This window comes from Janthinobacterium sp. EB271-G4-7A (assembly GCF_020858075.1).
Taxonomy (GTDB): domain Bacteria; phylum Pseudomonadota; class Gammaproteobacteria; order Burkholderiales; family Burkholderiaceae_D; genus Janthinobacterium; species Janthinobacterium lividum.
The window spans coordinates 1-22,735 of the sequence record NZ_JACYMI010000003.1 but is presented as its reverse complement, the minus strand read 5'-3'; the positions used below and the strand labels follow the sequence as shown (position 1 = coordinate 22,735).

Below are 22,735 nucleotides of genomic sequence, written 5' to 3'. Positions count from 1 at the left end.
TTCTCACAGGCACAGAATGTATTCACTCGCGTTTTCGATTTTGTTTGTATCCGTCCTCGTTTTGACTCTCGCCGTGCGCTTCTGGCTCGCTTCGCGGCAGATTCGCCACGTGCTGGCGCACCGCGCCGTTGTCCCGCCCGAATTTGCGGAAAAAATCCCGCTGGCCGCGCACCAGAAGGCGGCCGACTACACGGTGGCAAAGACCAAGTTCGGCTTGCTGACCTTGCTGATCAACTATGCCGTGCTGATCGGTTTTACCTTGCTGGGCGGCCTGCAATGGCTGGCGCTGCACCTGAATGAATGGATGGGTCCCGGCTCGCCCATGTTGTACCAGATCGGCCTGATCGCCGCCTTTGCCGCCATTTCCGGCCTGATCGACCTGCCCTTCGACTATTACCGCCAGTTCGTGCTGGAGCAGCGCTTCGGCTTCAACACCATGGCGCGCAAGCTGTTTTTCACGGACATGCTCAAGGGCGTGGGCCTGGGCGCCGTCATCGGCTTGCCGCTGATCTGGGTCGTGCTGACCCTGATGGCCAAGTCGGGCGACCTGTGGTGGCTGTACGCGTGGTTCGTCTGGAGCGGCTTCCAGCTGCTGATGATGGTGCTGTTCCCAACCGTCATTGCCCCGCTGTTCAACAAATTCACGCCGCTGGCCGACGAAGCGCTGAAAAGCCGCATCGAAGGCTTGATGCAGCGCGTCGGCTTCGCTTCGAAAGGCTTGTTCGTCATGGATGGCTCGAAGCGCAGCGCCCACGGCAATGCGTATTTCTCGGGCTTTGGCGCCAACAAGCGCATCGTCTTCTTCGATACCCTGCTGTCGCGCCTGGCGCCACAGGAAATCGAAGCCGTGCTGGCGCATGAACTGGGCCACTTCAAGCTCAAGCACATCGTCAAGCGCATCGCCATGATGTTCGTCATCTCGCTGGGTTTCCTCGCGCTGCTGGGCTTCCTGAAGACGCAGCCGTGGTTTTACGCGGGACTGGGCGTCGATCCCGTGGCGCTGGCGCTGACGGGCCAGCCGACGGACGCGCTGGCGCTGCTGCTGTTCATGCTGGCCTTGCCCGTCTTCACTTTCCTGCTGGGGCCGTTGACGTCGCTCAGCTCGCGCAAGCACGAATTCGAAGCCGACGCCTTTGCCGCCACGCACACGCAGGCGGACGACCTGGTGTCGGCGCTCGTCAAAATGTATGAAGACAATGCGTCGACCCTGACGCCCGACCCGCTGCACTCGGCCTTCTATGACTCGCATCCGCCGGCCAGCGTGCGCATCCGCCACCTGAAAGGGGCTTCCGCATGAATACGCCATCCACTTCGCAAGACCTGGCCCAACTGAGCTGCACGCCGCGCCAGCAGGCGCTGGGCGACACGGATATCGCCACCCTGCACGCCCTGCTGCCCCAGTGGACGGTGCAAAACGGCAAGCTGTGCCGCGACTTCGGCTTCAAGAATTACTACCAGACCCTGGCGTTCGTGAACGCCCTGGCCTATATGACCCATACGCAAGACCACCATCCGGAGCTCATCATTACTTACAAAACCTGCGCCGTGCGCTACGACACGCACTCGGTCAACCAGGGTGCCGGCGGCCTGTCCGAAAACGACTTCATCTGCGCCGCCAAGGCAGACCTTATCTACCAGAGCAGCCAGGTGGCCCCATGAGCGAAGGCAAGTTGACGGGCGTTATCATCGCCGCCCATGGCCGCCATTACCTGGCCGACGTGGACGGCGCCAAGCTGCAATGCGTAACGCGCGGCAAGAAAACCAATGTGGCCGTGGGCGACATCGTGCACCTGACGCGCACTTCCAACGACCAAGCCGTCATCGACCGCATCGAGGAGCGCAAGACCTTGCTGTACCGCTCGGACCAGTACAAGTCGAAATTGCTGGCCGCCAACCTGACGCAGCTGTTCATCGTCGTGGCGACGGAACCGGGCTTTGCCGACGACCTGATCTCGCGCTCGCTGGTGGCGGCCGACGCGGCCGGCATCGAAGCGCGCATCATCCTCAACAAGACAGACGTGACCGCTTCGCTGGAGCGCGCGCGCGAACGCCTGCTGCCGTATTCCTCGATGGGCTATCCCGTCGATGAAGTGTCGGCGCGCGCCGAACCGGAGCACGCCGTGGCCACCCTGGCGCCCCTGCTGGCGGGCCAGTCGTCGATCCTCATCGGCCAGTCGGGCATGGGCAAGTCGTCCCTGATCAACCTGCTGGTGCCAGACGCGGACATCGCCGTGCGCGAAATCTCGGCCGCGCTCGACACGGGCAAGCACACGACCACCTTTACGCGCCTGTACAAGCTCGACGAACTGGGCGCGAACAGCTCCATCATCGATTCGCCCGGCTTCCAGGAATTCGGCCTGTACCACTTATCCGAGGGCATGCTGGAACGGGCCTTCCGCGAATTCCAGCCCTACCTGGGCGGCTGCAAGTTCTATAACTGCCGCCACCTGATCGAGCCGCAGTGCGCCATCCTGCAAGCCTTGTCCGAAGGAAAAATCTCCAAGATGCGCCATACCCTGTACGGCCAGCTGCTGCACGAATCGGCGCAAACGCTGTATTAACGCGCCTGGCGCCCGCCATCGGAGCGGGCGCCAAACCGACAAAAACATTATCAACGCGAATTAAACAGAATTAAATTCTGCCGCTCAGCCCGCTTTCCTGCATTCATTCCAAAACCATCCATCGTCCGATTTCGCGTTTCAGCGCCGAATTCCTGCGTTTCATCGCTTTGCGCTGGCATCGCGCAGGTCCGATTGCTACCTTGGCATTGTCCCCGCCAGCGAACCTGCTGGAGACAACATTGGTCTAACTCCAACCAGCATTTTGATCACAAGGTGAAATCATGAAAGCATCGTTCTCGCGTACCCTCGCCCTCGGTAGCGCCGCCCTCGTCCTCGGCCTTTCTTGCCTCAGCGCCAGCGCGCTGGAAATCGGCGATCAGGACAAGGTCCAGATCTCCGGCAAGGTCTATAAACTGGCCCCGCAGGAATTCAGCCAGTACGGCAATCGCTACCAGCTCGACACGGGCGATACCTTGCTGCTGCGCCAGCAAGTCAACCGTTACTTCACGCAAATCAAGGGACAGCCCGAAATAGAGCTGTTCGGCCGCGCGCCCGGCGTCTTTGAAACGGCCAGCGGCACCCGCATGGAATTTCGCAACGATGGCGACGTCATCGCCATTACCGGACTGAACAATATTCCGGGCGCCATCGCCAAGGCTGGCGAAACAGCCAGCACCGTGCACTTCGCCGGCCGCTAGCACAAGCAGTACGGTACAGGCGGCACGGCCATCGCCAGGCTGTCCACGGGGCGTGCATCAGCCGGCAGGGGCTGATGCACGCCCCGCCTGCTTTGCGCCGCCTGAAATGGCGCGCGCAAAAAAATACTGTCGAGTCGGCCAAACAACTGCATCCGAATGCAGCTTACAATGCGATCCAATAAGGTGTCACTGGCCGCGGGCCAACACCATCGCCTTGCGGGAGATTTCGGATGGAAATGTTCGCCCTCGAACATGACATTGCACAGTGGGAAGACACACTGCGACCATTGCGCGCCCTGGAGCGCTTGCCCTTGCTGATGTTGCTGGCATGGCATTTGCGCCAGCGTAACTGCGCACAGGCGCTGCACCATGCAGACGAAGCGGCAACCTTGTTGCCCCAGGCCCAACTGCCGGCCCACGCCCTGGCCATGGCGCAGGCGCGCCTGCAACTGGTGCAGGCGGAAGTGGCCTGGCTGCAAGGTGCGCTCGATGCGGCCGAAAGCCTGGCCATGGCGGCGCACGCCATCCTGTGCGCGCATGGCGACGGCGCCGCTTGCGCCGATGCGCACTGGCTGCTGTCCTCGATTGCCGTCGACCGGGGCGACCATGCCCGCTGCGATGCCGAACTGCTGGCCGCTGCCGAACAGGCGCGCAGCGCCGGCGATGCGATGCGCGCCAGCCTGGCCGACGCGGCCACGGCGCGCTGGGCCGTGCTGCGCGATGCGCCGGCCGCCCAAGCGCGCTGGGGCAGCCACTTCCAGGCCGACGGCGCCAGCGGCAAGCTGCCCGCGCCGCTGGCTGCCTGGGTGCATGATTTCCGCGGCTTGCTGGCGCACACTTCGCGCGACCTGGGCACGGCCGCCGGCCACTACATGCAAAGCTACGAAGCGGCGCTGGAAAGCGGCCAGCTGCGCGGCGCCATCACGGCCGCCATCAATATCGGCGACTGCTTCGCCAGTCTCAACGACAACGAATCGGCCCTCGAATGGATGCAGTGTGCGCTGGACCTGGCGCGCCCCACCGGCTGGCCCCGCAGCATCGGCGCCTGCCAGACGCATACGGCCGAAACCATGCGCAAGCTGGGGCGGCTGGCCGCGGCCGAAGACTTGCTGCGCCAGGCGCTGCTCATCCTGGCCCCCGTGGCAGGCGCGCGCACCTATGCCAACGCCCTATTCCACCTGGGTGAACTGAGCCTGGACAAGGGCGACTACGACACGGCGCTCGACGCTTTCAGCCGGCTGGCGCAGCGCGCCGAAGCGCTGGGCCAGGCCGATTTCCGCAGCATGGCGCAGCGCGGCAGCGCGCACGCGCTGTCCTACCTGGATCGCCCCGATGAAGCGCTGCAGGCGGCCGAACGGGCTTGCCAGCTGGCCACCGCGCAAGGCGACGCCATGCATCAGGTGGCGGCGCTGCGCGTCCTGTCCATGCTGCATGCGCGCCACGAGCTGCCGCCGCCCGCAGGCATGCAGGAACGCAATCCCGCCCTGCATTTCCTGCACCAGGCGCTGCAGGTGGCCGCCTCCATCGAAGGCTATTCGCCGCCCGGCGAACTGCTCGATGCGCTGGCGCGCGAATACGCGCATGCGGGCGACTATGCGCGCGCCTACGATATCGCCCTCGATGCGGGCATGGCGCGTGAAAAAAGCCACACCCAGCAGGCGAGCAACCGCGCTACCGCCATGCAGGTCTACCACCAGACGGAACATGCGCGCTCGGAAGGCTATCACCACCGCGAACTGGCCGCCTCCGAAGCGCGCCGCGCCGAAGTGCTGCAACAGACCAGCGACACCCTGGAACGGCTGTCGGCCATCGGCCAGGAAATCACCACCCACCTGGACGCCAGCGCCGTATTCCAGGTGCTGGACCGCCATGTGCACGCCTTGCTGCCAGTCAACACCTTCGCCGTCTACATGCTCGATCCGGCTGGCACGGCGCTGCGCCGCGCGCACGGCATGGAAGCGGGCCGTCCCCTGCCCGACAACGCCATTCCACTGAGCAATCCACGCGCCTACTCCGTGCGCTGCCTGCTGGGCCGGCGCGAAGTGTATATCGACCAGGTACCGCCGCGCCGCCATGCCTACACGGTGCCCGGCACCCTGCATAACCAGAGCGTGCTGTACGTGCCGCTGATGGTGGGCGAACGCGTTCTGGGCGTGATGACGGTGCAAGCTTGCCATGCCAACGCGTATGGCGAACGCGAGCGGCTGATCTTCCGTACCCTGTGCGCGTATGGCGCCATCGCGCTCGACAACGCCAGCGCCTACCGGCAATTGCAAGATGCCCAGGCGCAACTGGTATCGCAGGAAAAACTGGCTGCCCTCGGTTCGCTGATGGCCGGCGTGGCGCATGAACTGAATACCCCGATCGGCAACAGTTTATTAATCGCCAGTACCATGCAGCAAAAGACGGAAGACGTGGAACGCCTGATGAACGGCCCCGGCCTGCGCCGCTCGGACCTGGCCGCCTTCATCGACGATGCGAACAAGGCGTCGGCGCTGGTGATGCGCGGCCTGCGCAGCGCGGCCGACCTGGTCAACAGTTTCAAGCAGGTGGCCGTCGACCGCACCACCGAGCAGCGGCGCCGGTTTGACTTGCAACAAGTAAGCAATGAAATCATCGCCACCGTCATGAACCGCATCCGCAGCTCGGGCCACCGCATCGAAGTGGAGATAGCCTTCGGCATCGCCATGGACAGCTATCCTGGCCCGTTCGGCCAGGTGATCACCAACCTGATCAACAATGCCCTGCTGCACGCCTTCCCCCCCGCGCCCAACGATGGTGGCGCCGGCACGGGCTGCATGCGTTTGTCCGCCACGATGGAGGCGGCGCGCGTGCAGATCGTCTTCGAAGACAATGGCGGCGGCATCGCCGAACAGCATTTGTCGCGCATCTTCGACCCCTTCTTTACCACCAAGCTGGGCCAGGGTGGCAGCGGCCTGGGTTTGTCGATCAGCTACAACATCGTCACGGCCCTGCTGGGCGGCACCATCCAGGTGGCCAGCAGCCCTGCCGGCACCCGCTTCACCCTGGACTTGCCCCTGGTGGCGCCGCAGCTGGACGGCGCTGCGCCCGCCAGCATCTATTAATCCACCGCCCCGTTGCCCGGGCGCAGGCTTGCCTATACAAGTACGCGCCCGGCCAGTCTTTCCAATCTAAAAGCAAAACCCTTATAATTGAACGGCTGAAGTACTTGCCATTGCATTATTTTCAACTTGGCAAACCGCATCGTACCGCGCGACAGGCGTCGCGCTGGCACCGATCAACACAGCAGCGCGCCGGGCGAGGCAGTCATCAGACGAGATGTTTTACGCTGATGCAACCCGGCGGGAAAGGCACGCCGCCGGCGGCCTGCGCATCTTCAAGTGGTCATTATGTCGACAAAAAAACCGATCAAGCACTACCTCCAGTTCTCCGATTTCACGTTGGAAGAGTACGAATATGTGATCGAACGCGCCCATCTGATCAAGCGCAAGTTCAAGAACTACGAAATCTACCATCCCCTGATCGACCGCACCCTGGTGATGGTCTTTGAAAAGAACTCGACCCGCACGCGATTGTCGTTCGAAGCCGGCATGCACCAGCTGGGCGGCGCCGCCATCTACCTGAACACGCGCGACTCCCAATTGGGCCGCGGCGAGCCGGTGGAAGACGCGGGCCAGGTCATGTCGCGCATGTGCGACATCATCATGGTGCGCACCTTCGGCCAGGAAATCATCGAGCGTTTCGCCGCCAATTCGCGCGTGCCGGTGATCAATGGCCTGACCAATGAACACCACCCGTGCCAGGTCTTTGCCGACATCTTCACCTACATCGAACACCGCGGCTCGATCGCCGGCAAGGTCGTCGCCTGGATCGGCGACGCCAACAACATGCTGTACTCGTGGCTGCAGGCGGCCGAGGTGTTCGGCTTCCACGTCAACGTGTCGACGCCGAAGGGCTACGACATCGACCTGTCGCAAGTCAAGACCGAGCGCTACACCTTCTTCGCCAACCCGTCCGACGCCTGCGAAGGCGCGCACCTGGTCAACACGGACGTGTGGACCAGCATGGGCTACGAAGCGGAAAACGCGGCTCGCATCGCCGCCTTCGACGGCTGGATCGTCGATGGCGCGAAGATGGCCCGCGCGGCGCCCGACGCGCTGTTCATGCACTGCCTGCCCGCCCACCGCGGCGAGGAAGTAGCCGCCGAAGTGATCGACGGCCCGCAATCGGTGGTGTGGGACGAAGCGGAAAACCGTTTGCACGTGCAAAAAGCGCTGATCGAATACCTGTTACTGGGTAAAATCAACTAATTGGCCTGGAACTGCAGAACTCCCGGCAGCATCGCAACACATATATCGACAACGACAACTGGAAGCAATATGAGCGACATTAAAAAAGTAGTCCTGGCCTATTCCGGCGGACTCGACACCTCCGTCATCCTGAAATGGCTGCAAGATAACTACCAGTGCGAAATCGTCACCTTCACGGCCGACCTGGGCCAGGGCGAAGAACTGGAACCGGCGCGCGCCAAGGCCATCAAGTTCGGCATCAAGCCGGAAAACATCCATATCGAAGATGTACGCGAAGAATTCGTGCGCGATTTCGTCTTCCCGATGTTCCGCGCCAATACCGTCTACGAAGGCGAATACCTGCTGGGCACCTCGATCGCCCGTCCTTTGATCGCCAAGCGCCTGATCGAAATCGCCAACGCCACAGGCGCCGACGCCATTTCGCACGGCGCGACCGGCAAGGGCAACGACCAGGTGCGTTTCGAGCTGGGCGCCTACGCGCTGAAGCCAGGCGTGAAAATCATCGCTCCATGGCGCGAGTGGGATCTGCTGTCGCGCGAAAAACTGCTGAAGTACGCGGAAGACGCCGGCATCGAAATCGACATGAAGCACAAGAACGGCGGCGCGCCGTACTCGATGGATGCCAACTTGCTGCACATCAGCTTTGAAGGCCGCCACCTGGAAAACCCGAGCGCCGAAGCGGAAGAAACAATGTGGCGCTGGACCGTCAGCCCGGAAAAGGCCCCGGACGAAGCGGAATACCTGGACATCGAATACGAAAAAGGCGACATCGTCGCCATCAACGGCGTGCGCATGTCGCCTGCCACCGTGCTGGCCGAACTGAACAAGGTTGGCGGCAAGCATGGCGTGGGTCGCCTGGACCTGGTGGAAAACCGCTACGTCGGCATGAAATCGCGCGGCTGCTATGAAACCCCGGGCGGCACTATCATGCTGAAAGCCCACCGCGCCATCGAATCGATCACCCTGGACCGCGAAGTGGCCCACCTGAAAGATGACCTGATGCCGCGCTACGCATCGATGATCTACAACGGCTACTGGTGGGCGCCTGAGCGCGTTGCCCTGCAAACCCTGATCGACCACACGCAGGAAACCGTGAACGGCTGGGTACGCATCAAGCTGTACAAAGGCAATGTCATCGTCGTCTCGCGCGATTCGAAGACGGATTCGCTGTTCGACATGAACATCGCCACCTTCGACGAAGACGGCGGCGCCTACAACCAGGCCGACGCAGGCGGCTTCATCAAGCTGAACGCCTTGCGCATGCGCATCGCCGCCATCGCCCGCGAAAAGCGCGGCCAGAAGTAATTAGTTGCCGGGAGGCACTGCCGCCCGCAGCTGCCTGAGCCGCCCACGGGCGGCTTTTTTGCGTCTGGAGCGCACTCTGCCGCAAATTACGCCCCGCCACGTCCCGAGATCGCCCCCATTTTGCTGTCCGCATGGCAAAATGCTACAGTGCAATTGTGCTGACCTTCCCGCTTCCGGAGCCCTCCCATGTTCAAAGACCTGAGTATCAAGAATAAACTGTACCTGGGCTTCGGCTCCATCGTGGCCATCATCCTGATCCTGCTGGGCGTGGCCTACAACAGCTTTTCGCGCCTGTCGGAAGCCAATGCATGGGACCGCCACACGATGGAAGTGCTGGTCGAGATCGACAGGATTCACAATTCCATCCTGCAAATCCAGGTGGAAGCACGCGGTTTCATCCTCACAGGCAACGAAGCCTCGCTGAACCCTGGAACGGACGAGATGGCGGTGCTGAGCCAGCACACGCAAAAAGCCATCGCCATGACGGTCGACAACAAGGTACAGTCGGAACGCTTCCGCAAGATCGACGCGCTGACCACCACCTGGGTCAAGGAGTGGATCAATCCCCTGATCGAGAAGCGCCGCGCGCTGGGCAACGCGCCGGGCGCCACGGAAGCGGTGGCGCGCACCATGCCGCCGACCGGCTATCCGGCCGTCGCGCAAGCGAACAAGCTGCTTGACGAAGTCGCTGCCGAAGAATCCCGCTTGCTGGTCGAACGCACGGCCACCACGACAAAATTGCAGGAAACCATGCTGCTGACCCTGGCGCTGGGCGGCCTGCTGTGCGTGGTGCTGGCGCTGGGCATTTCCTACCTGCTGGGCCGTTCCATCCTCGGCCCGCTGAACAGCCTGACGGACGCCGTCGGACGCATCGCCGGCGGCGAGCAGGGCGCGCGCGCCGCCATCATCTCGCGCGACGAGCTGGGCAAGGTGACGGAAGAATTCAACCGCATGGCGCAAACCATCCAGGACAACCAGGCTAACGAACTGGCCGCGACGAATAGCTTGCGGGCCAAGGTCGATTCCCTGCTGGAAGTGGTGTCGAAGGCGGCCTCGGGCGATCTGACGGGCAAGGTCGGCATCACGGGCAATGACGCCATCGGCCAGCTGGGCAACGGCCTGGCGAAGATGTTCGAAAATCTGCGCAGCTTGCTCAACAATGTGCAAAAAGCCGGCATCCAGGTGACGACCTCGGCCACGGAAATCGCCGCCTCGGCACGCCAGCAGGAAGCCACGGGCATCGAACAGGCGCAAACCAGCGTGGAAATTCTCAGCACCACCAAGGAAATCTCGGCCAACACGAGCCAGTTGCTGAAAACCATGGAAGACGCCACCGCCGTGGCCGACTACACGACGAATGCCACGGCCGAAGCACAAAACAACCTCAAGCGCATGGACTCGACCATGCAGCACATGGTCTCGGCGACCGATTCCATCAATGCCAAGCTGGCCGCCCTGTCGGAAAAAGCCAGCAATATCAATAGCGTGCTGATCACCATCACCAAGGTGGCCGACCAGACCAACATCCTGTCGCTGAACGCCGCCATCGAGGCGGAAAAAGCGGGCGAAGCGGGCCGCGGCTTTTCCGTGGTGGCGACGGAAATCCGCCGCCTGGCCGACCAGACGTCCGTCTCCACTTGGGATATCGAGCAAATGCTCAAGGAAATGCAGTCGGCCGTTTCGGCCAGCGTGATGGGCATGGATAAATTCTCGGAAGAAATTCGCCGCAGCGTGGGCGAGGTGCGCCAAGTGGCGGAACAATTGTCGTCCGTGATGGACCAGGTGCAGAAACTCACGCCGCAATTCGATGCCGTTCTGCAAGGCATGCAATCGCAGGCCATCGGCGCCTCGCAGATTTCCGATACCATGATGCAGCTCAACGATGCCACGCAGCAGACGGTGGAATCGCTGAAAGCCACCAGCGAAGCGGTGCACCAGTTGCAATATGCGGCGGGCGACCTGCAGTCGAGCGTATCGACCTTCGCCGTCACCATCTGATCCCATGAAAGTACTGCTCTTTCACATCGGACGCGACCGCTATGGCCTGCCCCTGGCCGGCATCGTGCGCGTCTTGCCGCTGCTGGAGCTGAAACAGTTGCCGCTCACGCCAGACTACGTGGCCGGCCTGATGGACTTGCACGGCACGCCCGTGCCCGTGATCGACCTGTCGCGCCTGGCCGGGCTGCCTGCCGCCGCCGCGCAGTTCGACACGCGCATCGTCATCGTCGACTACCGCGCGCCCGGCGGCGCCACGCATGCGCTGGGCTTGCTGGCCTCGCAGGTGCGCGGCATCGCCGACATCGATGCGGAAAAGCTCGACGACAGCGGCGTGACGACGGCGCCCTTCCTGGGCCAGGTGGCCAGCGACGCCGACGGCATCGTGCAACTGGTGGAACTCGAGCACCTGCTGCCGCCCGACGTGCGCGCGCTGCTGTTTCAAGACGCGGGCGCGGCATGACGGCACAAGCCCTGCTGCGCCGCGCGACCGGCCTGTCCGTCTCCAAAGCCGTGGCCGAACGGGCCGTCGGCCAGCGCATGGAGCAAACGGGCTTCAGCGATAGCGAAGCCTACCTGCAGGCGCTCACGCCGGCCGAAATGACGCAATTGATCGAGCTGGTGGTGGTGCCGGAATCGTGGCTGTTCCGCGACCCGCAGGCGTTCTACGCCACCGTCGAACTGGTGCAGGAACGCTGGGCACGGGGGCGCGCCACGCGCATCCTGTCGATTCCCTGCGCGGGCGGCGAGGAACCGTATTCGATGGCCATGGCGCTGCGCGACGGCGGCGTGCCGAAACAGGCGTTCAGCATCGACGCGTATGACCTGAGTCCCGGCTGCATCGAGCGTGCGCAAGCCGGCGTGTATGGCCGCAATGCCTTCCGCGCGCAGGACGTGGCCTTCCGCGACCGCTATTTCACGCACGTGGCCGACGACGCCTACCGCATCATCGACTCCCTGCGCGAACAGGTGACCTTCAGGCAGGGCAATTTACTGCAGTTCGATACCGCCACCTACAGCCGCCATTACGACGTCATCTTCTGCCGCAACCTCTTGATTTACTTCGACAAGCCGACCACGCGCGCGGCCATCCACAACCTGTCCGCCCTGCTGGCCGACGACGGCATGCTGCTGGCCGGCTATGCGGAAGTGCCGTCGTTCTGCCAGAACGGCTTTGCGCCGCTGCAGTTCCGCCAGGCCTTCGCCCTGAAGAAGGAGACGGCGGCGCCGGCCAGCCCCGTGCAAGTGGCGCCGCTGCCGGCCGCGCGCCCCCTGCGCAGCGTGCCGCCCGCGCCAAGGCGCGCCGCCGCAGCCGCCCCTGCCGCCGCGACAGCGCCGCGCACGCGCCCCGTGTCCGTGCCATCGCCGGCGCCGGCCGCGCAAGCCGCGCAGGCCGATTTGCTGGCCGAGGCGCGCCTGCTGGCCGACCGTGGCCAGCTGCGCGAGGCCGGCGAAAAATGCCACGCCCACCTGGCCAGAGTGCCCGAGGCGGCGGAAGCGTATTTCATGCTGGGCATCATCAATGAACTGGCCGGCAAGATGGACCTGGCCGACGATTACTGGCGCCGCTGCATCTACCTGCAGCCCGACCATTACGAAGCGCTGTGCCACCTGTCCCTGCTGGCCGAACGCAATGGCAACCACACGGCCGCCGCCACCCTGAAGGCGCGTGCGGCGCGCATCTACCAGCGCCGCCAGGCGTCCAACTAAGGGGCAAGCATGACCAACCTCATCGCCACCGAGTCCCCCGCCGCCATCGACGACTGCTGGAACCATATCGGCGTGGTCGGCGACCAGAGCTGCCCCAAGCTGCCGGCCAATGTGCATTGCCGCAACTGCGACGTGTATGCGGGTGCCGCGCAGCGCAACCTGCAGCGGCCCGTGGATGAACACTACCAGCGCGACTGGGCCAGCCACTTCCGCCAGATCGATGCGGGCGGCGAAGTGCGCGACAGCTCGGTGCTGGTGTTTCGCATCGGCCGCGAATGGCTGGCGCTGCCCACGCGCGTGTTCGACTCCGTGGCGCCGCAGGCCAAGCCGCACGTGCTGCCGCACCGCGGCGGGCGCGGCCTGGCGGGCATCGTCAATATCGGCGGCAAGCTGTATCCATGCATGTCGCTGGCCAGTTTGCTGGGCATCGACGAACAGGGCGCGCCGCCGGCCAAGGGTCGCCACACGTTCGCGCGCCTGCTGCTGATGCGCTGGGAAGAGCAGGCCTACGCCCTGCCCGTGGCCGACCTGCACGGCATCGTGCGCTATGCATCAAGCACCGTGCAGGCGCCGGCGGCCACCATCAACAAGGGCCTGTCGCGCTATCTGTCCTGTGTCATCACCGAAGGCGACATGCGCATCGGCTGCCTCGACACGGCGCTGATCGGCTTTCAACTTGCGAGACTATTACGATGAGCCAGGACCAGCACGGCGACCTGAGTGCCTTTTCCATGCTGGACCTGTTCCGCATGGAGGCGGACAGCCAGACCCAGATTCTCACCGACGGCTTGCTGGCGATGGAGCGCCATGCGGGCGACGCGGCCGCCGTCGAAGCGATGATGCGCGCGGCGCACTCGATCAAGGGCGCGGCCGCCATCGTCGGCCTGCAGGTGGTGGTGCAGCTGGCGCACGGCATGGAAGACAGCTTTGTCGCCGCCCAGCATGGCCGACTGAAGCTCACGCCGGAGCGGGTCGACGTGCTGCTCTCGGGCGTCGACCTGATCGTGCAGCTGTCGCGCCTGGACGACGCGGGCGCCGAAGCATGGCTGGCCGCGAATGCGGCGCAGATCGACCAGACCCTGAACGCCATCGCCGGCATCGCCGAGCTGCCCGAATTGCCGGCCCTGCCCTCGGCGCCTGCGCCCATGCCGGCGCCGGCAGCGGCCACACCACAGGCTCCCGTGGCCAGCGGCCTGGCGGTAGAGGAGCCGGAAGCGGCCGCGCCTGCGCCGCGCACGGGGGCCGCACCAGCCAAGGCCCCGGCGCAAAACTTCGACAAATTGCTGTCGCTGGCCAGCGAATCGCGCATCAACGCGCACCAGATGCACCCGTTCATCGGCGCGCTGCAGCGCTTCAAACGCAACCAGAGCAGCCTGTTTTCCGCCATCGAGCACCTGCACGAAGCCATTGCCCGCGCGGGCGACGCGGGCCTGATGGAAAAGTCGCTGCTGGCGCTGCAAAAGACGCAGCCCCTGAAGCAGTTCATGCTCGAGCACATCGCCGACATCGAAACCTATGAACGGCGCCTGCTGGCCGTCTCGCAAGGCATGGTCGACGAAGTGCTGGCCCTGCGCATGCGCCCCTTCCGCGACGGCATCCATGCATTTCCCCGCATGGTGCGCGACCTGGCGCGCAGCCTGGGCAAGGAAGTGCAGCTGGAGATCGAGGGCGAAGACACCCTGGTCGACCGCGACATCCTGGCGAAGATCGAAAGCCCGCTGAACCACATGCTGAGGAATGCCATCGACCATGGCATGGAAGGCCCGTACGAGCGCATCGACGCGGGCAAGGAAGCGCTGGGCACGATACGCATGGAGGCGCGCCACCGCGCCGGCATGCTGAGCATCGAAATCAGCGACGACGGCCGTGGCGTCGACCTGGAAAAAATCCGCCAGTCCGTCATCGAGCGCAAGATGGCCAGCCCCGTCATGGCCGCCGCGCTGTCGCCGGGCGAGCTGCTGGAATTCTTGTTCCTGCCCGCCTTCAGCCTGAAGGAAAAGGCGAATCAATTGTCCGGCCGCGGCGTGGGCCTCGATATCGTGCACGAGACGATACGCCAGCAAAACGGCACGGTGCGCCTGGAATCGGAGCCGGGCCGGGGTTTCCGCGCCCTCATCACCCTGCCGCTGACGCAATCGATCGTGCGCGCGCTGGTGATCGATATCCAGGGTGAAGCCTACGCCATCCCCATCGTCAAGGTGGAAAGCGTGGTGCGCGTGCCGCAAGCGGCCATCCATACCCTGGAAAACAAGCAGTTCTTCGAACTCAAGGGCGAGCATCTGGGCCTGGTCTCGGCGGCGCAGGTGCTGGAACTGGGCGAAGCGGCGAACCAGGCCGAGGACTTGCCGGTGGTGGTGATCGGGCGCGGCAAGCAAAGCTATGCGCTGGTGGTCGACGCCATCCGCGGCGAGCAAAGCCTGGCGGTGCAGGCCATCGATCCGATTTTCGGCAAGATGCGCGACATTTCCGCCGCCGCCCTGCTGGACGACGGCGAACCGGTGCTGATCCTCGACGTGCCCGATTTGCTGCTGTCGATCGACAAGCTGCTGCACGAGGGCGGCCTGCACCAGCTGGCGCAGGCGGGCCACGCGCAGCAGCGCCGCGCCAAGCGCATCCTCGTCGTCGACGATTCGCTGACGGTGCGCGAAATGGAGCGCAAGCTGCTGCTGGCGCGCGGCTTCGAAGTCGACGTGGCCATCGACGGCATCGACGGCTGGAACGTGGTGCGCAGCGGCGAGTACGACCTGGTGATCACCGACGTCGACATGCCGCGCATGGATGGCATCGAACTGGTATCGCTGATCAAGAAGGACCTGCACCTGCACAAGCTGCCGGTGATGATCGTCTCGTACAAGGACCGTCCGGAAGACCGCGCGCGCGGCCTGTCCGCCGGCGCCGACTATTATCTGACCAAAGGCAGCTTCCACGACGAGACCTTGCTCGACGCGGTGGCCGACCTGATAGGAGATGCCCGCTTATGAGTTGTACTTCATGAAAATTGCCATTGCCAACGATGTCGCCATGGCTGCCGAGGCCCTGCGCCGCGTGGTGGCCAGCACGCAGGAACACCAGGTGCTGTGGATCGCCCGCACGGGGCTCGAAGCCGTGCGCATGTGCGAAGGCAACCGCCCCGACCTGATCCTGATGGACCTGAACATGCCGGAGATGGATGGCGTCGAGGCGACGCGCCTGATCATGGAGCAAAGCCCGTGCGCCATCCTGGTGGTCACGGGCCGCCCGCAAGACAATGTCAACCAGGTCTTCCGCGCACTGGGCGCGGGCGCGCTCGACGTCACGGCCACCCCCGTGCTGCAGGGACAAGTGGGCGGCGACAGCGAGCTGCTGGCCAAGATCAAGACCATCGGCAAGCTGATACGCCACAGCGCAGAACCTCCGCCGCCGCGCCAGGCGAACGGCAATGGCGGCGAACGGGGCGATGGCCAGGTATCGACCCTGGTGGCCATCGGCGCCTCGACGGGTGGCCCTTCGGCCGTGGCCAGGGTGCTGTCCGGCTGGACGGCGCCGCCCGGCTGCGCCATCGTGGTGGTGCAGCACATCGATGAAACCTTTGCCTCGCACTTCGCCAAATGGCTCGATGACCAGCTCAGCATGCCTGTGCGCGTGATTGCCGAAGGCGACGAACTGGTGTCCGGCACGGTACTGATCGCCAAGACCAATGATCACCTGCTGCTAGATCAAAATTATCGTTTGGGTTACGATGCAGCACCACGCGAGTATGTTTACCGTCCTTCCGTCGATGTATTCTTCAACTGCGTGGCGGAGCACTGGCGCGGCGACGCCATCGGTGTATTGCTCACAGGCATGGGGCGCGACGGCGGCGATGGCTTGCTGGCCATGCGTCGCGCCGGCAAGACGACCATCGCGCAAGACCAGGCCAGCAGCGCCGTGTACGGCATGCCGCGCGCGGCGGCCGAACTCGATGCGGCGCAGCACATCCTGCCATTGGATAGAATTGGCGCCAGCCTGCGCAGCCGCCTGGGCGCCAAACTCAACAATGGGTGGGAGCCCTCCCCTAACATCTGAAAAGAATGCAATGCCAGAATTTTCCTCCAGCTTCATCCAGCAAGAACCCGCATTGACCGAATTCAAGGTCAGCGTCCTGCTGGTGGACGACCAGTTGATTATTGCTGAGGCAATCCGGCGCATGCTGAGCGATCAGCAGGATATCGAGTTTCACTATATGACCGACGCCACCCAGGCGCTGGACACGGCGCTGCGTTTGCAACCGACCGTCATCCTGCAGGATCTGGTGATGCCGGGCATCGACGGCTTCGCCTTGATCAAGCTGTACCGCGAAAACGAGGCGCTGGCGCATGTGCCGGTGATCGTGATGTCGGCCAAGGATGACCCGAAGCTGAAGGCGCACAGCTTTGCCGTCGGCGCCAACGATTACGTGGTGAAACTGCCAGACCGCCTGGAGTTGCTGGCGCGCATACGCTATCACTCGGCGGCCCACATCAGCCGCTTGCAGCGCGACCAGGCTTTTCGTTTCCTGCGAGAAAGTCAAAAAAACCTGGCCGACGCGAATATCGAGCTGCAGAAACTGGCCGCCCTCGATGGCTTGACGGGCATCGCCAACCGCCGCCGCTTCGATGAAACCCTGCAATTCGAATGGCAGCGTGGCCAGCGCGACAAAACACCGCTGAGCTTGCTATTCTGCGATATCGACCATTTTAAAAGCTATAACGATCACTTTGGCCACCTGGCGGGCGACCTGGGCCTGAAAAAAGTCGCCGCCGTGCTGACGGAACATTTGAAACGCCCGGCCGACCTGGCCGCCCGTTACGGCGGCGAAGAATTCGCCCTGATCCTGCCGGAAACGAATCCGGCCGGCGCGCTGCTGATCGCCGAAGCGTGCCGGCGCCATCTGGAAGGCTTGCAGATCGAGAATCCGGCGGCAAGCACGGGCATCGTCACCATCTCGATCGGCGTGGCCACCATCGTGCCGTCACCGGACTCGACGGTGGAGCAACTGATCAACCGCGCCGACCAGGCCCTGTACGCGGCCAAGCGCGGCGGACGCAACAGCGTGCTGAGCGCCGCTGACGTCCAGGACTGATTTTTAACAGCAAGGAAAGTGAAGCATGAGCACACAACTGGACAATGTCAGCGTCGTCAAGAAGTCGAATATCTACTTTGACGGCAAATGCGTCTCGCATAACGTCATCCTGGCCGATGGCACGAAGAAAAGCGTGGGCGTGATTTTCGCGTCATCGTTGCGCTTCAATACGGGCGCGCCGGAAATCATGGAAATCGTCAGCGGCCTGTGCAAGGTGCGCCTGGCCGACGCGACAGAATGGAACAGCTATGCCGCGGGCACGCAATTCAAGGTGCCGGGCAATAGCTATTTTGATATTGAAACGGTCGAGACCGTCGACTACGTCTGCCATTTCGGATAATCCACGCAGAAAAAACGTCCATGGCTGCGTTGCACTGCCTTGCCCTGAACATTTTTTCAAGCGCGGATTGACTATTTAGATAAACACAGGCTCGGGCGACAGGCGCACGCCATATTTCGCCTCTACATCATCCTGTATTGCTGCCGCCAGCCGGGTAATGTCCGCGCCACGAGCGCCGCCATTATTCACCAGAACCAGAGCCTGCTTGGGATACACTCCCGCGGGCCCCAGGTTTTTCCCCTTCCAGCCACACTGATCGATCAGCCAGCCGGCCGCCAGCTTTTCCGTGCCATCGGGCTGCGCATGGTGCACGAGGGTCGGGAAACGTTCCAGCAAAGCAAGACATTGCTCGCGCGACACCACGGGATTCTTGAAGAAGCTGCCCGCATTGCCGATCACGGCCGGATCGGGCAATTTTCTCCGGCGGATCGCCATCACCGTCTCGGCTACCTGTTGTGCTGTCGGCTCGGCAAGATTGCGCTCGGCCACGGCCTGCGCCAGTTCCGCATAGCGCAAGTTCGGCTGCCACTCAGCCGGCAAGGCAAACGTGACTTCCAGCACGATCAGCTCGCGCCCGTCCGCCTGCTTGAATATGCTGTCGCGGTAAGCGAAGCGGCAAGCATCGCGGTCCATATCGAAGACGATGCCGCTGGCGCTGTGCATGACGCTCACGCTATGCAGATAATCCTTGATTTCAACGCCATACGCGCCAATATTCTGGATAGGCGCCGCACCCACCGTGCCGGGAATCAGGGACAGGTTTTCCAGCCCGCCCACGCCCTGCGCCAGGGTCCACTGCACGAAATCGTGCCAGTTTTCGCCGGCCGCGGCCGTGACGAGTACCGTCTCGAAATCCGCCTGCGCCAGGCGCATGCCGCGCGTAGCCATGTGCAACACGGCGCCGGGAAAGTCGCCCGTCAGCACGATGTTGCTGCCGCCGCCCAGTATCAGGCGCGGCATGGCGGACAGGGCGGGATCTTGCAGCGCGGCGTGCAATTCGGCCTGCGAGGTGATGCGTACGTAGGCGGCCGCGTTGGCCGTGATGCCGAAGGTATTCAGGCGCTGGAGGGAGTAATTGTGTTCGATGGTGAGCTCTGCAGACATGGGATAGGGAAATTTTGCTCGATTATAGAGCGAAAGCGACAAAAAACCACCTCAGGACAAGGGCGACTTGCCCGTTGTCCGTTAAAATGTCGCATCTTTAACAGGGCCGTCCCATGGCGCAGAATCAGCCGCCAAGGCCCAGCGCGCCGAGCGTGCGCTCGCTTTAACAAGAAAAGGAACAGACCATGCCGTCATTTGATGTAGTCTCCGAAGCCGATATGATCGAAGTCAAGAATGCAGTCGAGCAATCCAACAAGGAAATCACGACCCGCTTCGACTTCAAGGGCAGCGACGCCCGCGTCGAGCACAAGGAAAACGAATTGACCGCGTTTGCGGACTCGGAATTCCAGCTCAGCCAGGTGCGCGACGTGCTGACCAACAAATTGACCAAACGCAAGGTCGATGTGCGCTTCCTCGACGAAGGTGACATCAAGAAGATCGGCGGCGACAAGGTCAAGCAGATCATCAAGATCAAGAATGGCATCGAATCGGATGATGCGAAGAAAATCGTGCGTGTCATCAAGGACAGCAAGATGAAGGTGCAAGCGAGCATCCAGGGCGAAGCCGTGCGCGTCACGGGCGCCAAGCGCGACGACCTGCAGGCGGCCATGGCCATGCTGCGCAAGGACGTGCCCGACATGCCGCTGGAATTTAACAATTTCCGCGATTAATTTCGATGATGCGCACGCTCCGGCCTGCGCTTGCACCGGCATGGCGGCAAGCTGCCTCGGAGCGCCTGCCCGCTTGGGGTAGAATTGAAGCTGCGCGCAGCTACATGCGCCCGCGCGCCTGACCGGCGGCGGGCTTGACCGTACATCTGGCTCAGTGATAACCACGGTAGTCTAAGGATAGCAATGAAACGTGTTGATGATTTCCGCCTGCGATTTGGCAAAAAAGAATATGTGCCCATCATGATAGGCGGAATGGGTGTGGATATTTCCACGTCGGAGCTGGCCCTGGAAGCGGCCCGGCTGAACGGTATCGGGCATATCTCCGATGCCATGGTGGAAGACGTGTCGGATCGCCGTTTCGACACCACCTTCGTCAAAGACAAGACGAAACTGTACAAGTTCAACATCAATAACAGCGACAAGGCCGTGGTGCAATTCGACCTGGGCCGTCTGGCGGAAGCGCAGCGGTTGCATATTGGCCGCACCATGGAAGCAAAAAAAGGCGATGGTTTGATCTTCGTCAATTGCATGGAAAAGCTGACCATGAATGGCCCGCGTGAAACCTTGCGCGTGCGTCTGAATGCGGCGCTGGACGCAGGCATCGACGGCATCACCCTGTCCGCCGGTTTGCACTTCGGCTCGTTCGCCCTGATGGCCGACCATCCGCGTTTCCGTGATGCCAAACTGGGCATCATCGTCTCGTCCGTACGCGCCCTGCAGATTTTCCTGCGCAAGAACGCCAAGCTCGACCGTTTGCCCGACTTTATCATCGTCGAGGGGCCATTGGCCGGCGGCCACCTTGGTTTCGGCATGGACTGGGCCAATTACGACCTGCACACGATCACGGCGGAACTGCTGACCTACCTGAAGGCCGAACAGCTGGACATCCCGCTGATCGCCGCTGGCGGCATTTTCACGGGCAGCGACGCCGTTTCCTTCCTGGAAGCGGGCGCGGCTGGCGTGCAAGTGGCGACGCGCTTTACCGTCACCAAGGAATGCGGCTTGCCAAACAAGGTCAAGCAGGAATACTACAAGGCTTCGGAAGAAGACATCATCGTCAATGGCGTCTCGCCGACGGGCTACCCGATGCGCATGCTGAAGAACACGCCCGCCATCGGCGCCGGCATCCGCCCAGGCTGCGAATCGTATGGCTACCTGCTCGACGCGACGGGCAACTGCGCGTACATCAACTCGTACAACCGCGAAGTGGCGGCCCATCCGGAGCAAAAAACCGTCGTCGTGATGGACAAGACGTGCCTGTGCACCCACATGCGCAACTTCAACTGCTGGACCTGCGGCCATTACACGTATCGCCTGAAGGACACCACGCATAAGCTCGACAACGGCGAATACCAGATCCTGACGGCCGAACACGTCTTCAAGGATTACCAGTTCAGCGTCGACAACCAGATCGCCCTGCCGGAAAAAGAAATCCTGGTGGCAAGCTGAATCTTGCCAGCCTGAAATGAAAATGGCGCAGCCTGCGAAGGCTGCGCCATTTTTTTATGCGGGGAGCATGTCCCGCAAGGCCCGTTCGATCACATTAAAGCTGGGCCGCTGCAATGCTTCTTCCTGCAGGCAAGCGTCCATCATGACTTGCAGGGCCGGCAAAGGCGTCGCACAATGCGCGATCAGTTCGCCCAGCAGCACGCCAAAGGCACGCGCCTCTATGCCCTGCAGCAAGTCCCCGCGCGGCGAGCCCGGCACAAACATGGACGCCGCGCCAAAGTCGCCCAGCAGGGAGGTACCAGCGTCCGCATGCAGGATATTGTGTGCATACAAGTCGCCATGCACGATGCCGCGCGCGTGCAGCTGGCACACGGCCGAAGCGATGCCATGGGCAATGGCCAGCGCTTGCGGAGGGGTAAAGCGCGCGTCATCGGCATACACGTCGCGCGTGCACGATTCCAGGCTCGGCGGTCCCGCCAGGTTGCGAAAGGCCGCGTCGATGAGCGGCATGACGAGTCCCATTGCCCCTTGCGGATGCGCATCGAGCGTCCCGAGGATGGGAATCAGGCCCGGGTGCGCACCGGCGCCGACGCAGGCGGCCATTTCACTGCGCGGCAAGCCGTCGCTGGTCATGGCCCCCTTGAACACTTTGACGGCGACATCATCCGCGCCATCCAGACAGGCACGGTAAATCACCCCCGATGCGCCCTCGCCCAGCTGCTGCGCCAGTTCCAGGCGCTGCCATGCCACGCCTGCCGCAGCCGTACCGGCCAAGGCCGCCAGTTCCCGCGCTTCCGTGCAGGGATTGCCCGCATACGCGAGCCAGCTCAGGCGTGGCAGGGACAGCAGGCAGTCGGGCAGCGCCGTAAAACGGTTGGCGGCGATACGTACCAGTTCCAGACGGCGGCAGTTCGTCAACGAAGCGGGCAAGCTGTCCAGGCAATTTCCTGCCAACATGAGTTTCTGCAGCTCACTGCACTTGCCCAGTTCGTCCGGCAAGGCTTCGATGGCATTGTCGGTCAGGGTCAGCCAGCGCAGCCTGGATGGCAAGGCGGCAGCAGACACGTGGCGTATCCGGTTCGCCTTGAAACCGATCATTTCCAGCGCAGGACAGGAACCAAGCACAGCCGGCAAGGTGGTGAACAGGTTGTCCGAGCAAAAAATGATGCGCAGCTTGTGCAGGCGTGGCAGGTCGTCGGGCAGCGTGGACAGCGCATTGCCCGAGAGGTCGAGGATTTCCAGGCTGGCGGCCAGGTCCAAGATTTCGCGGGGGAAGTCCGTCAAGCCGCAGGATAGCTTCAGGCGGCGCAGGCCGGCCAGTTGGCCAGCCCGTAATTGCTCCAGTGTATGCACAGCAGACAAGACATCCCTTTCAAAAACCCGGCAATCGCTGGTGCAGTTAAAACCAGCGGACGTAAAAAAACCCCAACCGGATCACCGGAAGGGGTTTTTTCGAATAACAAGCCTGACGATAACCTACTTTCACACTGGTTGCAGCACTATCATCGGCGCAAAGTTGTTTCACGGTCC

19 protein-coding genes are annotated in these 22,735 nt (G+C 62.9%); 17 read left to right on the top strand and 2 right to left on the bottom strand.

Annotation, left to right across the window (positions count from 1 at the left end):
* The first annotated feature begins 16 nt into the window (after window positions 1–16).
* From IGS58_RS20425 to ppnP, 15 genes are all read left to right on the top strand, one after another.
* Complete coding sequence (locus tag IGS58_RS20425) at window positions 17–1,297, top strand: M48 family metallopeptidase (RefSeq protein ID WP_034785061.1); 1,281 nt, start codon at window positions 17–19, stop codon at window positions 1,295–1,297.
* Window positions 1,294–1,659, top strand: a complete 366-nt coding sequence (locus IGS58_RS20420; RefSeq protein WP_070259695.1) for a 4a-hydroxytetrahydrobiopterin dehydratase — start codon at window positions 1,294–1,296, stop codon at window positions 1,657–1,659. Before IGS58_RS20425 ends, IGS58_RS20420 begins: the two co-directional genes overlap by 4 nt.
* Window positions 1,656–2,561, top strand: coding sequence for a ribosome small subunit-dependent GTPase A (rsgA, locus tag IGS58_RS20415; protein WP_058051032.1), 906 nt, complete (start codon window positions 1,656–1,658; stop codon window positions 2,559–2,561). The genes IGS58_RS20420 and rsgA overlap by 4 nt, the downstream gene beginning before the upstream one ends.
* A gap of 281 nt (window positions 2,562–2,842) precedes the next feature.
* Entirely contained in the window at window positions 2,843–3,259 is a 417-nt protein-coding gene (locus IGS58_RS20410) for a hypothetical protein (protein WP_070259691.1), read from the top strand.
* Window positions 3,260–3,489: 230 nt separating this feature from the next.
* A complete protein-coding gene (locus IGS58_RS20405; protein ID WP_070259688.1) occupies window positions 3,490–6,345 on the top strand; it encodes an ATP-binding protein in 2,856 nt (951 codons plus the stop codon).
* A 285-nt stretch (window positions 6,346–6,630) separates the two neighbouring features.
* Window positions 6,631–7,551, top strand: a complete 921-nt coding sequence (gene argF / locus IGS58_RS20400) for an ornithine carbamoyltransferase (RefSeq protein ID WP_034785055.1) — start codon at window positions 6,631–6,633, stop codon at window positions 7,549–7,551.
* 69 nt (window positions 7,552–7,620) lie between these two features.
* Complete coding sequence (locus IGS58_RS20395) at window positions 7,621–8,856, top strand: argininosuccinate synthase (protein ID WP_034759383.1); 1,236 nt, start codon at window positions 7,621–7,623, stop codon at window positions 8,854–8,856.
* Between the two features lie 186 nt (window positions 8,857–9,042).
* A complete protein-coding gene (locus IGS58_RS20390) occupies window positions 9,043–10,854 on the top strand; it encodes a methyl-accepting chemotaxis protein (protein ID WP_230522527.1) in 1,812 nt (603 codons plus the stop codon).
* Window positions 10,855–10,858: 4 nt separating this feature from the next.
* Window positions 10,859–11,314, top strand: coding sequence for a chemotaxis protein CheW (locus IGS58_RS20385; protein WP_070259684.1), 456 nt, complete (start codon window positions 10,859–10,861; stop codon window positions 11,312–11,314).
* A complete protein-coding gene (locus tag IGS58_RS20380; protein ID WP_230522526.1) occupies window positions 11,311–12,561 on the top strand; it encodes a CheR family methyltransferase in 1,251 nt (416 codons plus the stop codon). The genes IGS58_RS20385 and IGS58_RS20380 overlap by 4 nt, the downstream gene beginning before the upstream one ends.
* A 9-nt stretch (window positions 12,562–12,570) precedes the next feature.
* Complete coding sequence (locus IGS58_RS20375; protein ID WP_070259679.1) at window positions 12,571–13,257, top strand: chemotaxis protein CheW; 687 nt, start codon at window positions 12,571–12,573, stop codon at window positions 13,255–13,257.
* Complete coding sequence (locus IGS58_RS20370; protein ID WP_070259677.1) at window positions 13,254–15,542, top strand: hybrid sensor histidine kinase/response regulator; 2,289 nt, start codon at window positions 13,254–13,256, stop codon at window positions 15,540–15,542. The genes IGS58_RS20375 and IGS58_RS20370 overlap by 4 nt, the downstream gene beginning before the upstream one ends.
* A 10-nt stretch (window positions 15,543–15,552) precedes the next feature.
* On the top strand, window positions 15,553–16,605 hold the full coding sequence (gene cheB / locus IGS58_RS20365) for a chemotaxis-specific protein-glutamate methyltransferase CheB (RefSeq protein WP_070259761.1): 1,053 nt from the start codon (window positions 15,553–15,555) through the stop codon (window positions 16,603–16,605).
* A gap of 10 nt (window positions 16,606–16,615) precedes the next feature.
* Entirely contained in the window at window positions 16,616–17,641 is a 1,026-nt protein-coding gene (locus tag IGS58_RS20360; RefSeq protein WP_052140376.1) for a diguanylate cyclase, read from the top strand.
* A gap of 25 nt (window positions 17,642–17,666) precedes the next feature.
* Window positions 17,667–17,981, top strand: a complete 315-nt coding sequence (ppnP, locus tag IGS58_RS20355) for a pyrimidine/purine nucleoside phosphorylase (RefSeq protein ID WP_099390254.1) — start codon at window positions 17,667–17,669, stop codon at window positions 17,979–17,981.
* 75 nt (window positions 17,982–18,056) lie between these two features.
* Here the strand turns inward: ppnP and murB are convergent, their stop codons facing one another.
* On the bottom strand, window positions 18,057–19,085 hold the full coding sequence (gene murB, locus IGS58_RS20350; protein WP_070259675.1) for a UDP-N-acetylmuramate dehydrogenase: 1,029 nt from the start codon (window positions 19,083–19,085) through the stop codon (window positions 18,057–18,059).
* A 185-nt stretch (window positions 19,086–19,270) separates the two neighbouring features.
* Between murB and IGS58_RS20345 the strand changes: the two genes are divergently transcribed.
* Together IGS58_RS20345 and IGS58_RS20340 are read left to right on the top strand one after the other, a co-directional pair.
* Window positions 19,271–19,756, top strand: a complete 486-nt coding sequence (locus IGS58_RS20345; protein ID WP_034759416.1) for a YajQ family cyclic di-GMP-binding protein — start codon at window positions 19,271–19,273, stop codon at window positions 19,754–19,756.
* Between the two features lie 183 nt (window positions 19,757–19,939).
* Complete coding sequence (locus IGS58_RS20340; RefSeq protein ID WP_230522525.1) at window positions 19,940–21,205, top strand: nitronate monooxygenase; 1,266 nt, start codon at window positions 19,940–19,942, stop codon at window positions 21,203–21,205.
* 54 nt (window positions 21,206–21,259) lie between these two features.
* On the opposite strand, the gene IGS58_RS20335 is transcribed toward IGS58_RS20340, so the two are convergent.
* A complete protein-coding gene (locus IGS58_RS20335) occupies window positions 21,260–22,558 on the bottom strand; it encodes a leucine-rich repeat-containing protein kinase family protein (protein WP_230522771.1) in 1,299 nt (432 codons plus the stop codon).
* Window positions 22,559–22,735: the final 177 nt, after the last annotated feature.